The 12,535-nt window shown below is 41.9% G+C and carries 13 protein-coding genes; 8 read left to right on the forward strand and 5 right to left on the reverse strand.

The window, feature by feature from the left end:
- Nucleotides 1-151: 151 nt before the first annotated feature.
- The gene (locus ACYVJ6_RS13605) at nt 152-628 is read right to left on the reverse strand and encodes a hypothetical protein (RefSeq protein WP_460694635.1); all 477 of its coding nucleotides are present in this window, start codon (nt 626-628) and stop codon (nt 152-154) included.
- 159 nt (nt 629-787) lie between these two features.
- On the opposite strand from ACYVJ6_RS13605, the gene ACYVJ6_RS13610 reads away from it, so the two are divergent.
- The 6 genes from ACYVJ6_RS13610 to ACYVJ6_RS13635 all read left to right on the forward strand — a co-directional run bounded on the left by ACYVJ6_RS13610 (nt 788) and on the right by ACYVJ6_RS13635 (nt 8,046).
- The gene (locus ACYVJ6_RS13610) at nt 788-1,261 is read left to right on the forward strand and encodes a tetratricopeptide repeat protein (RefSeq protein WP_460694636.1); all 474 of its coding nucleotides are present in this window, start codon (nt 788-790) and stop codon (nt 1,259-1,261) included.
- The gene (locus ACYVJ6_RS13615) at nt 1,252-1,626 is read left to right on the forward strand and encodes a BlaI/MecI/CopY family transcriptional regulator (RefSeq protein ID WP_460694637.1); all 375 of its coding nucleotides are present in this window, start codon (nt 1,252-1,254) and stop codon (nt 1,624-1,626) included. The genes ACYVJ6_RS13610 and ACYVJ6_RS13615 overlap by 10 nt, the downstream gene beginning before the upstream one ends.
- Nucleotides 1,627-1,631: 5 nt before the next feature.
- Nucleotides 1,632-3,833, forward strand: coding sequence for a M56 family metallopeptidase (locus ACYVJ6_RS13620; RefSeq protein WP_460694638.1), 2,202 nt, complete (start codon nt 1,632-1,634; stop codon nt 3,831-3,833).
- Between the two features lie 89 nt (nt 3,834-3,922).
- Nucleotides 3,923-5,431, forward strand: coding sequence for a serine hydrolase domain-containing protein (locus ACYVJ6_RS13625; protein ID WP_460694639.1), 1,509 nt, complete (start codon nt 3,923-3,925; stop codon nt 5,429-5,431).
- A gap of 60 nt (nt 5,432-5,491) precedes the next feature.
- A complete protein-coding gene (recN, locus tag ACYVJ6_RS13630; protein WP_460694640.1) occupies nt 5,492-7,177 on the forward strand; it encodes a DNA repair protein RecN in 1,686 nt (561 codons plus the stop codon).
- Nucleotides 7,178-7,233: 56 nt separating this feature from the next.
- Nucleotides 7,234-8,046 (forward strand): enoyl-ACP reductase FabI, encoded by an 813-nt coding sequence (locus ACYVJ6_RS13635; RefSeq protein WP_460694641.1) that lies wholly within the window; start codon nt 7,234-7,236, stop codon nt 8,044-8,046.
- A gap of 303 nt (nt 8,047-8,349) precedes the next feature.
- Here the strand turns inward: ACYVJ6_RS13635 and ACYVJ6_RS13640 are convergent, their stop codons facing one another.
- The 4 genes from ACYVJ6_RS13640 to ACYVJ6_RS13655 all read right to left on the reverse strand — a co-directional run bounded on the left by ACYVJ6_RS13640 (nt 8,350) and on the right by ACYVJ6_RS13655 (nt 11,317).
- Nucleotides 8,350-8,859, reverse strand: coding sequence for a phosphoribosyltransferase family protein (locus tag ACYVJ6_RS13640; RefSeq protein WP_460694642.1), 510 nt, complete (start codon nt 8,857-8,859; stop codon nt 8,350-8,352).
- Nucleotides 8,860-9,034: 175 nt separating this feature from the next.
- On the reverse strand, nt 9,035-9,436 hold the full coding sequence (locus tag ACYVJ6_RS13645) for a hypothetical protein (protein WP_460694643.1): 402 nt from the start codon (nt 9,434-9,436) through the stop codon (nt 9,035-9,037).
- 100 nt (nt 9,437-9,536) lie between these two features.
- The gene (rlmD, locus tag ACYVJ6_RS13650) at nt 9,537-10,940 is read right to left on the reverse strand and encodes a 23S rRNA (uracil(1939)-C(5))-methyltransferase RlmD (RefSeq protein ID WP_460694644.1); all 1,404 of its coding nucleotides are present in this window, start codon (nt 10,938-10,940) and stop codon (nt 9,537-9,539) included.
- Nucleotides 10,941-11,092: 152 nt separating this feature from the next.
- The gene (locus tag ACYVJ6_RS13655) at nt 11,093-11,317 is read right to left on the reverse strand and encodes a helix-turn-helix domain-containing protein (RefSeq protein ID WP_460694645.1); all 225 of its coding nucleotides are present in this window, start codon (nt 11,315-11,317) and stop codon (nt 11,093-11,095) included.
- Between the two features lie 120 nt (nt 11,318-11,437).
- Between ACYVJ6_RS13655 and ACYVJ6_RS13660 the strand changes: the two genes are divergently transcribed.
- Nucleotides 11,438-11,674 (forward strand): hypothetical protein, encoded by a 237-nt coding sequence (locus tag ACYVJ6_RS13660; protein WP_460694646.1) that lies wholly within the window; start codon nt 11,438-11,440, stop codon nt 11,672-11,674.
- Nucleotides 11,675-11,754: 80 nt separating this feature from the next.
- Complete coding sequence (locus tag ACYVJ6_RS13665) at nt 11,755-12,456, forward strand: VIT1/CCC1 transporter family protein (RefSeq protein ID WP_460694647.1); 702 nt, start codon at nt 11,755-11,757, stop codon at nt 12,454-12,456.
- Nucleotides 12,457-12,535: the final 79 nt, after the last annotated feature.

Genomic DNA, 12,535 nt, shown 5'->3' on the forward strand with positions numbered 1-12,535 from the left:
CTATCAAACGTGCTTAGCCGTTATTTTATGGTGGGCCTTAGGGCCACCTTCCAAAAATGGGGCGGAAGGCCGCAACGCAACGGAAAAGAGTTGAAACGTAAAGGCGACGGTAGTTTTATTTATTAGAGAGCATTTGCTTTAATTAGGAAAACTACTGCTCGTAAATAAATTTTTGCATGCTATAATCATCGGGATATTCTCGGCGTGCTTTGTCTTTAAGCGACTTATTGGCAGCTCTTTGCATATACTCTTTATCCGCTAATTGTTGGTCATAAACAAATTTTTGCATACTATAATCGTCAGGGTATTGCTTAGTAGCAATTAGCTTTACTTCCATGTCTGTAACCCTTTTCATATATGATTTGGCTGATATTTGTTGGTCATATACAAATTGCTGCATGCTGTAATCATCAGGGTATTGTTTTGTCGCTATTAATTTTACTTCTGCATCAGTTACAACAACCATATAGCTATATGCCTTTTTTTGTTGGTCATATACAAACTTCTGCATACTGTAATCATCGGGATATTGCTTCTTAGCTATTAACAATAGTCTGGATTCAATGCTTTGTCCGAAAGCTGTAGTGCAAAACATAACTACAGCTAAAAAAGAAAAAAATAGTCTCATTGTGATAAGATGTAATAAGGATGAGGAATTACGCTCAATATAACAACTCCAATTTTATTTATAGAAAATAATTTAAAAAAAATCACCAAAAATTTTGATATACGAAAACTATCGTATATGTTTGTACGAAGAAATTCGTATTGACAATAAAGATCTAAAATGCAGCGCCTAAATTACATAGCAGATACATATAAAGGATTAGTTGTTTTTAAAGGTGAGTTAACCCTAAAAGACGAGCAAATTGAAGCGTTTTTAAATGATACCGATAAACCTTTTATTGAAAATGTAAAGGAGCATTATAACTGGGCTTCAGCGTGGGCAGGTGTTAAATTGCCATTAGTGGATGAACTCATTCACCATGGTTATAACCTGTTTTACGCTAAAAGATATCAGGAGGCGATTGCCCTCTTTACCTGGGCACTTTCTGTTTATCCGCATAATTTGAATTTATATGACAGCATGGGTGAGATACAGCAAGGAGTGGGCAATAAACAAACTGCATTAAAATTTTATTTGGCGGGGCTTGATGAAGTAGAAAATCAAGAGCGAATATTGGACAATAAAGAGTACGATCAGTTTATAGCAGGTTTTAAAAGAAGAATTAAAGCATTAGATATATTAAAATGGAACTAAAACCAACAGAAAGCGAACTGGAAATATTACAGGTTATCTGGAAAAAAGGCCAGTGCACCGTGCGCGATGTACATGAAGAATTGACCAAAACCAAGGATGCCGGCTATACCACCACCCTAAAATTAATGCAAATAATGCATGATAAAGGTTTGGTTGAGCGCGATACAACATCCAAAACTCATTTATATAAAGCAGTTATTACCCGTGAGCAGGCCCAAAGCACCGCTTTAGACAAAATACTGGATACCGTATTTAAAGGCTCAACAGCCGACCTGGTGATACAGGCCCTTGGTCAACACCGTGCATCAAAAGATGAGATTGATGCTATAAAAAACTACTTGCAACAATTTGAAACTAAAAAGTAAACGTTATGGAACAGCTGTTTTATAATATAAGCCAGATACTGGGCACCACCATTATCCACTCGTTATGGCAGGGCCTGCTGATATACGGCGCGCTGCAATTGATATTTGTAGTAGTGCTGGGTTTATCGGCCCAACGGAAGCATAATATAGCTATGCTGGGTTTATTTAGTATGGTGGCCTGGTTTGGTTATACTTTTTATACAGAGTTTACCAACTATAACTGGAACCCCGCAGTAAGCAATTATAATTTAAGCGATAGCCTTACTTTATCCCTGTATAACACCTATGCGGTTACTCCTGTTGCGCATAGCACGTTTGAGGGTTATAAAATAGAGTTCTTTAATGCCATAAAAGTTTACCTGCCATATATAGCTATTTTGTATACAGCGGGGCTGATCATCAACCTGTTTAAATTGGGCGCCTCATGGAACAAAATACGCCTTATAAAAAAAGCATTAACCCCTAATTTGGCGTTGCAGGCACAGGTTAATGATATTTCGCGCAAGCTTGGCATACGCAAAGCCGTGCAACTAAACTTTAGTACCCGGGTAGACGTACCCTGTGTTATCGGTTATATTAAACCTATTTTACTGTTACCGGTAACCATAACCACCCAGTTAAATGCCGACGAGGTGGAAGCGATACTGATGCATGAGCTATCGCATATTCAAAGCAACGATTATTTGTTGAATGTTATACAGCAGGTAATAACGGTGTTGCTATTTTTTAATCCCTTTGTAATACTCATTAATCGCATCATCAGTACTGAACGCGAAAATCGCTGCGATGACCTGGTAGTACAAACCACCGGCGATCCTTTAATTTATGCGCAGGCATTATTAAAACTTGAAGAGACCCGCCACAGTAATTTACAACTGGCTTTAGCCGCCACCGGCAAAAAGTATCATTTATTAACCAGAATTGAACGTATCATGAAAAATCAAAAACCCACCGGGAACTTTAAACATATACTACTGGCAGTGGCCATAATGGCTGGCAGCATTGGAAGCATATCATGGTTAAACCCCGAAATTAAGGATGGCAAAGTGATCCTTAAACGAACTGCAGCTAAAGTATTAAATGAAACTCTTGATGCACCCCTATTTGAGACAGAAACACCTGTCGCCTCAAAAAATAAAAATCATTTTACCATTGTAGCTGACGATACCACGCGTTTAACCCAATTGGTAGATACTACTAAAAAGAAAAACACCATTAAAATTGTGATGGAGGATGAGAACGGCAACAAAAAAGAATATACCACCATAAATGATATGCCGGCTGATGCGCGTAAAGAGTTTTTAAGCCAAAACTTAAACATCAATACTGACTTGAACTTAAACCTTAAATTGGATACCGCCCGCTTTGGGGATGTTACCAGAAATCTAAATTTCAGATTGAACAACGACGTGGTATATAATGGTAACGTCCCGGTATTTAAAGGCAATGACTTGCAAAATTTGAGATTTAACAGTGACTTTAAGGTATTTAATGAAAAAGAGCTGAAAGAACTCAAAGAGATGAACGCAGAGTTTAAGAAGCTAAACGCCAAACAATTGGAAAAAATGAAGGCCGATTTAAAGAAACTAAATGCCAAAGAGCAAGAGAAACTCAAAGAAATGAATGCAAACTTAAAGAAGTTGAATGGGAAAGAGTTGGAGGCAATAAAGAAGAAAAAAACAAAAGAGTTGGAGAAAATAAAGAAGTTAAAAACAAAAGAGTTGGAAAAAATAAAGACCTTGAATACAAAAGAGTTGGAAAGAATGAAATCACTCCAAAAAAACTCGGCCGACTTAGATAAAATGTATTCAAGCCGTGAATGGCAAAAAAACATTGCTGATATCACCAAAGCGTCAACAGATTTTGCAGCTCAATTTACCCAAAGCGGCGAATGGCAAAAATCGTTGAAAGAACTAACAACAGAAAGCATGAAGTTTAGCAATGACTTTTTAAACAGTCCCGAATGGAAAAAGTACCAGGAAGACCTGATGAAACAGGTTCAGGAACTCTCAAAACTACAGGAAGGATCTTCAAAAGAAGCCAGAGAAAAAGCAAAAGAAATAGGCGCCGAAATACGTGAGCGGACCATGGAGTTAAGAAACAGCTTACAATCAGAACGCGAGGAACGACCTGAAAAAATAGAAAAGCCTGAGAAAGCCGAAAAGCCCGAGCGTCCTGAACTACCAGAAACTCCTAATAAACAATAGTTTTTCCATAACTATAATTGATTGAGTAACAAGAGGGGCCAGGCCCCTCTTTGTTTTTTATGTGGTGTGCACCCAATAAATAACCAGATATGAACTTGAAGTTAAAACTAAAGGTAATCGCTTTATTGGTTGTGGGGCTTACTATGCAGTTAAGCGGACAAAGCATCCCCGTAAACTTAAACCGGTATATTAACGAGGCATCCCAAAATAATGAAATTAATGCTAATGTTTTAATTGCCGATAATGGTCAAATCCTCTATAAAAAATCTTACGGCTACAAAAACATAGCCGGGAAAGAATTACTTAACGACAGTACCCGGTTTCCGCTGGCTTCCATATCAAAAACCATCACTGCAGTAGCCATATTACAATTAATGGAGCAGGGTAAGCTACAGTTAGATGATCCATTGGTAAAATACCTTGCTGACTTTCCATATCCCGCAATTACAATAAAGCAGCTTTTGTCGCATACATCAGGATTGCCGGACATTGAAGCGGTGATAGATGAATGGGTAGCCAAACAACCCGATAAAATTTTCACTAATGCTGATGATATGCCTGCCTTAAGGTTATATAGCCAAACCAAGCAATTACCTTTTCAACCCGGCGAAAGGTGGGGCTACTCTACATTAGGCTACCATTTTTTAGCATTGCTTGTTGAAAAAATCAGTCGCGAGACTTTTGACGGATATTTAAATCAGCACATTTTTAGGTCGGCAGGGATGAATGACACTTACTTACAAACCTCCTTGGCACAGGCAAAGGATAAAACTCGCACGCTAAATTACCTATATAACAATCACTATGAGATGAAACTGGAATGGGTTGACACGCTTGCCGATAGGCGTGAATGGACCTATAACTTAACCGGTATGGTGGGTGGTAATAATGTGGTGGGTACCGCTATTGACCTGCTTAAATTTGACCAGGCTTTATATAGCGGAAAACTGTTAAAGCCGGCAACGCTTGAATTAATGTTTACTCCTGTTAAACTTAATAATGGCCAAAACAACCAGGCAATAGCAGGCACATCATGCGGCTTAGGTTGGTTTATATTTACTGATACATCCAACGGAAAAATAGTTTGGCATTCGGGCTCAAACCCAGGTGTTACCACTCTATTCGTCATGAATATCACCAAAAAACAAACCTATATAGTCCTGCAAAATATTGCCATTTCCAATCCGGTATATAAAGATATGTTAAGTATTATTACCGGCAGCACTATTACTTATAAAATACCATTGGGTTTTATATACGCACAGGATATTTATAAAAAAAACGCGGATTATGCTTACGCCCGTTTAAATGAGCTTAGTGCCGACACCTTAAAATATTCGCTCAAAGAGGAAGACATGGCCCGCACAGGTTTGGAGTTTAGCCGCTCCCGACGCTTATATAACCTTGGCTTGGAAACTTACAAATTAAATACTTTACTTTTCCCAAATAGTTGGAGAGCTTATACTGATTATGCCGACTTGCTGAGTAGTCAACCGGCAAATAAAGAAACTGCAATTATGTTTTACAAAAAAGCGTTGTTGCTTAATCCGGCTAATGAAAAAAATAAAATTAGCTTGAAACAGTTGATAGAAAAGTAGGCCGTTACATCATTGGATTTTGTAATTTAGTATCCTCAACAAACAGAGGATACTTTTTTTATGCTCCAAAAGCTCAGTATAAGTAATTACGCGTTAATTGATAACCTGGAAATTAGTTTTGACAGTGGCCTAAACATCCTAACCGGCGAAACCGGCGCGGGTAAATCTATCATACTGGGTGCCTTATCATTAATACTGGGTCAGCGCGCCGAGAGCCGTTATTTTTTTAACCAGCAAAAAAAATGCGTGATAGAGGGCTCGTTTAAAATTGGCGAGTTTCATCTTAAATCTTTTTTTGAAGATAACGACCTGGATTACGAAGCCGAAACCGTTTTAAGGCGCGAGATATCTGCTGATGGTAAGTCGAGGGCATTTGTTAATGATACGCCGGTTAATTTAACCTCGCTAAAATTATTAGGCGAAAAGCTGATAGATATACACTCGCAACATGCTACGCTGGAGATCAACGACCCGGAGTTTCAGTTATTGGTGGTTGATTCGGTTGCCGGGCATCATGAGTTATTAAACGACTATCAAACCAAATTCAGATCCTACAAAAAAAGCACCGCTAAACTGGCGCAATTAATTGATGAAAGCGATAAGGCCAAAGCCGACCTGGATTATTACCAGTTTCAGTTTGATGAGTTAGAGAAAGCTAATTTAGATGCCGATGAACAGGAAAAACTGGAACAGGAATTGGCCGTACTAAACAATGCCGAAGAAATTAAGCGCAATTTATTGGGGGCACACTATTTAATGCAGGAGGGCGAAACATCAGCAATTTTGCTATTACGCGAGGGGTTGCATCAATTATCCGCCATAGAAAAATTTAATCCGCAGATAGAGGAACTGCACCAAAGGCTTAACTCTACCATTATCGAACTTAAAGATATAGCTGCCGAAATTGAAAATATTGAGCAGCGTACCCATACAGATGAGGCACGGGCAGAAGAAATAAACACTCGTTTAACGCTCATCTACACCCTGCAAAAAAAGCACCGGGTAAATACCAATACCGAATTATTGGAACTACAGGAAGAACTATCCGGTAAAATACAACAAGCCGTTTTTGGTGATGAGGCCATAGAAAAACTACAACAACAATTATCCCTGAATAAAAAAGAACTGGAAGAATTAGCAGGGCAATTATCTGCCAACCGCAGCAAAGCTATCCCCCAAATAGAAACCCAGGTACTGCAAACCCTGGCGGAAATGGGCATGGGTAATTCAGCATTAAGAATTGAGCAGGTGGTCCGCAAGTCGGGAAGTACGGAAGACGGAAAGAACGAAGCTTTGAGTAGAACCGGGGTGGATGATATTAAATTTTTATTCTCGGCCAATAAGGGCCACGCGCTGGCTGAAATGAGCAAAGTAGCATCGGGTGGTGAGCTTTCAAGGCTGATGTTAAGCATTAAATCATTAGTGGCTAAAAACACCGCTTTGCCGACCATTATTTTTGATGAGATAGATACAGGGGTGTCGGGTGAGGTAGCTCATAAAGTGGGTCAGATCATGGAGCAACTATCGCAAAACCTGCAGGTTATTACCATAACACACTTACCGCAAATAGCCGTTAAAGGTGCCAGTCATTATTTTGTTTATAAGGATGAAGAAGGTGCGACCACCTATACCCGTATTAAGCAACTGGATAAGCAGGAACGCGTGGTGGAGATAGCTAAAATGCTAAGCGGCGACAACCCCGGCGAAAGCGCCCTGCAAAACGCGAGGGAACTATTGAACTACTAAACTATTGCAGGTAAAATAATAATTATAACTTTACCGCTTTATAAACAAAATCAAACATGGCTTATAATTTATTAAAAGGCAAAAAAGGAATTATTTTCGGCGCGCTGGATGAAAACTCTATCGCCTGGAAAACTGCCCAGCATTGTTATGCAGAAGGTGCACAAATTGTATTAACTAACGCACCCATCGCTTTGCGCATGGGTACTATTAATAAACTGGCCGATGAGATAAACGCACCGGTTATACCTGCTGACGTTACCGTTGCGGAGGATATTGAAAACCTGTTTGCTAAATCAATGGAGCATTTTGGTGGTGGTGTTGATTTTATTTTGCACTCTATAGGCATGAGCATCAACGTGCGTAAAGGCATACATTATACCGAAAACAACTACGATTTTACCCATAAAGGTTTTGATATATCATCATTAAGCCTGCACCGCGTATTGCAAACTGCCATGAAAATGGATGCCATAAACGAGTGGGGATCAGTAGTAGCATTAACCTACATTGCAGCCCAACGTGTATTCCCTGATTATAACGACATGAGCGATAACAAAGCCGTGCTGGAAAGCATTGCCCGTAACTTTGGTTATTTTTATGGCACCAGGAAGAAAGTACGTGTTAACACCGTATCGCAATCGCCAACCCGCACTACTGCCGGATCGGGTGTAAAAGGGTTTGATGGCTTTATCAACTATGCAGAAAAAATGAGTCCGTTAGGTAATGCCGATGCCGACCAATGTGCCGACTATTGCGTAACCCTGTTTAGTGACCTGACCAGGATGGTTACCATGCAAAACCTTTTCCATGATGGTGGTTTTAGTTACACTGGTGTTACTGCCGATGTAATAGCACAAATGGAAAAATAGTTATTGATTTCGGATATCGGATTTTCAATTTCGAATTTAAAGGCTGACCAAATGGCCTTTTTTTATAAAATATAACCGAAATTAAAAGCGGGCAAAGGCCTGCCGGAAAACCGGGCCAGGGTGTTTTGCCTCGCGGGCGGAAGGTTTTTTCCGGCTTGATGTTTGGTTACTTTGCATCTAAGGTAAAGTAACAGCCTCCGCGGCAAATGAGCGGACGATGATATAATCTGGGAGTACAATAACTCTTTTGGTTTTGATTTGCGAGTGCAGAGATTGCTTCGTTCCTCGCAATGACGCGCAGAATTACGTCAAATAAACACAATCCTCTTCCCCCTCCTGATCCAACACCACCTCAATATGATCTTTAATAATGGTAGATAGCGCTATCCCTGCATAATCGGTTTTAATGGGGAAGCTTTTATGGTTACGGTCTATCAATACAACGGTGCGTAGTTTTTTAAGCGGGGCATTCAAAAACACACCGAAGCCATAGGCCAGGGCCTTGCCGCTGTTCAATACATCATCCACCAAAATAACTACTTTGTTATTGCACTCGGTTATGTCAAAATCAAACTTGGCATTAAGGCTGGTGCTGTTGCGGTCCACATCCAGGGTAAGCAGTTTGCTTTTAAATGGGGCTATTTTGTCCAGTATGGTTTTTAGGCGCTGGGCTATATGCGTACCTCGCGGCAGCATCCCGGCAATCAGAATTTCCTTTTCATCAAAATTATCTTCCAGTATCTGGTAGGCAATACGGTCTATCTTTTGCTGTATTTGCTGCTGATTAAGTATAAGGAGTTTTCTATCTGGCATGGAAGTAATTTATTGAAAGCTAAATTAATAAAAACCTGTGTTAAAACCTCTTGTCATTTCGAACGTAGTGAGAACTAACTCTTGAGCGTAGCGAAAAAATCTATACACATGCAAAGTGGGAGTATCTTTGTATGGATTTCTCCTCGTCCCTCGTCGAAATGACAGGTGGAGATGGCTACCCTTTCCCATAGGGCACAAACACAAAATTTGCACCCTCGGGCGTAACCACAAATACGCAGATAAATTTATTAGGATCTTTATAAGTATCCTCAAAGCGTTGCTTCAATTCTTTTTTGATCACACCGCGCTCCAAAAACTCTTCCAGCGTACTGGCGTGTATGCTCCAGGTGCTGGCCAGGTCATGGCGGTCCAATATTAACTCGCCCAGGGCAAGTTCATGCTGGTGGGCAACAAATATCGGGTATTCAGATAATCCCTCTACCCTTATTTCCATCGCCACTTCGCGTATCGAATCCTGGAAAAATTTCAGGTCCTTCTCCAAACTCAGCAACGGACTCTCCGCCGCAGCCTTGCGGCCATCGTTATTACCTTCGTTAAGCAGATCTTCTGGTTGCATATTCACCCCTCTAAATCTCCCCAAAGGGGAGACTCCATTATTGTTTAACATATTATAATTCCCCTGCTAGCTCCTCCCCTTTGGGGAGGCCGGGAGGGGTTTACCTCAACTCCAACAACACCACATTCTCCACATGCTGTGTATGCGGAAACATATCTACCGGCTGTATTTTCACCGTATCGTATTTTTCTTTTAGTACCAGCAGATCGCGGGCCTGTGTGGCGGCGTTACAGCTTACGTACACAATTTTTTGCGCTTCAATCTCCATTAACCGGGCTACCACATCCGGGTGCATGCCTGCCCGTGGCGGATCGGTGATGATCACATCCGGTTTACCATGCTCGGCGGTGAACTCGGGGGTCAATACATCCTTCATGTCGCCGGCGTAAAATTTGGTATTGGTAATGTTGTTAATGGCGCTGTTAATTTTAGCATCTTCAATCGCCGTAGGCACATACTCAACCCCTACCACCTCGCGCACGCTGCCTGCTATAAAGTTAGCGATTGTTCCCGCGCCGGTGTATAGGTCATAAACCAGCTCATCGCCTTTAAACCGGGCAAAGTCGCGGGTAATTTCATATAGGCGCAGCGCCTGTATGCTGTTGGTTTGGTAAAACGATTTCGGGCCAATCCTGAACCTAATGCCGTTCATTTCCTCGTGTATAAACTCAGGGCCTTTATAGGCCACTACCTCCTGGTCAAAAATGGTATCGTTCTTCTTTTCGTTAAGTATGTATAGTAATGATGTTATCTCCGGGAAACCGCTGTCAATAAAGTCCATTAGTTTATCAATCTCTTCCTGCGTAGGGTAGGCGAATACTACGATCACCATGATCTCGCCCGTGCTGCTGGTACGGATGATCAGGTTACGCAGCGCGCCGGTATGGGCGCGAAGGTCATAATACCTATAGCCATTAGCTTTGGCAAACTCGTCAATGCGGTTACGCAGGTCGTTGCTTGGGTCGGCTTGCAGGTAGCAGTGTTGTACATCCAGTATCTTATCAAACCGGCCAGGAATATGGAAACCCAGCGCATTCATATTCAATGTTTCGTCCTCCCGGCTCTCGCCGTCATATAGCCAGCGCTTGTTGCTAAAGGTAAACTCCAGTTTGTTGCGGTAATACCTGTCCGCGGGCGAAGGTACAATAGGCATCACGCCACCCACATCTATCTTAGCCAAACGGCCCAGCGCATCGGCAACCGACTTTTGTTTAAATTGCAGTTGCGCATCATACGTCATGTGCTGCCATTTACAGCCGCCGCAGGTACCAAAATGCTCGCAAAAAGGCGTAACCCTATGCTCCGATGGCTTTACTACGTTCAATATCTTAGCCTCGCCAAAGTTTTTTTTACTGCGATACACCTGCACATCCACCACATCGCCGGGCACGGCTTTCTCTACAAATAACACAAAATCATCTGCCTTGCCTACGCCCTTGCCTTCCTCGGCAATATCAATAATGGCAACGTTATTAAAAAGTTGGTTCTTGGCTCCTCTGCTCATTGCGGCAAAGGTAGCTGTAGATGTGCAGATGTGCAAATGGATGTGCAGATGTGCGTATATATCCCTATAGCTATCGGGACGGGGTTTGTAAAATGGGGGATGGTGGCAGTAGTTTGTCAGTAAAAACTATTATGGGGGTGTTTAAAGCACTCCTAACTTTCCAGTAGCATTCCCGGCTTAATGTCAAGTGCTTTGGCCAACGCAAACACTACCGATATACTGGTATTGAGTAAACCGCGCTCAATGCGGCTCACCTGGCTGTACTCCATACCTGCCGCGTTGGCCAATGCCTCCTGCGATAGGTTTTTAGCCGTCCGGTACTTTCTAAGGTTCAGGGCCAGGGTATTAATGGCTGTTTGGTTACGTAGTTGTGGCACAATTCAAAACTACTGTTACGCCCGCTTAAGATTCACGGCAAATTTGCCTTATTTTATTTGCTTATATGGCAAATTTGCCCTAATATTGATCGTAGTTCTTAACTCATATTTAATCACTTTATGAAAAGCAAACCGCCTAAACTTGATGCAACCCAACAAGAGTACTTAGTGCACTTTTGCAGCACTTATCCGTTAATTAACGTTAAAACAGAATTGTTGAAATGGCTGGTACTTACCGTTAAAGCCAAAGGCGAGGCAGGCACCTACGTGCAAACGGAAGAATTCCGTAATTTTTACGATGATTTAACCAATATGATCACCGCGGTTTATTGGGTGCATTATAAATCAAAGAAATAATTAATTTGTACTTCCAAAATGCTGTTTGTTAGTTATAACTACAATCATTTCGCTATCTTTAATGAAACAAACCACTACCCATGCTTACCATTGATAATTACCTGGATAACCATTATATAAGCCGCAGCAACTGGCTGCGGGCGGCAGTTTTAGGGGCCAATGATGGTATCATATCGGTATCAAGCCTGGCTATTGGCGTGGCGGCGGCAAGCCACACCCGCGAACCTATTTTGCTGGCTACCGTTGCCGGGTTGGTGGCGGGCGCATTATCTATGGCGGCGGGCGAGTATGTTTCGGTAAGCTCGCAAACCGACACCGAAAAGGCCGACATTGCCCGCGAAGCCCTTGAATTGCAGGAAATGCCCGAAGAGGAACTGCAAATGCTGGCGTTGATATACGAAAAACGCGGCCTTAAAAAAGAAACCGCCATGAAGGTGGCCCTGGAGCTTACCGAAGTGGATGCCCTGGGCGCCCACATGCGCGACGAATTAGGCATCAACGAGATTACGCAGGCTAACCCTATACAGGCGGCATTGGCATCAGGCGCGTCATTTACTGTTGGTGGCTTGTTACCGCTATTGGTGGTCATATTTGCCCCGGTATTGCACATGGAATATTATTTATACGGCTTCACTATTGTGTTTTTAGCCATACTGGGTGCCATGGCCGCCAAAACAGGTGGCTCGGGCATTGGCAAAGCCATTATACGCATTACCATTTGGGGTACGCTGGCCATGGGCCTGTCGGCACTGGTAGGGTATATTTTTGGCGTCAGGGTATAAGCCAAAAGGGCATCAGCAGCAGGCACATCCAAATATCGGGCTTTATAAAATCAATTATGCTGACGGTGGTTTGTCAGTC

The sequence above is a fragment of the Mucilaginibacter puniceus genome, from assembly GCF_054783175.1.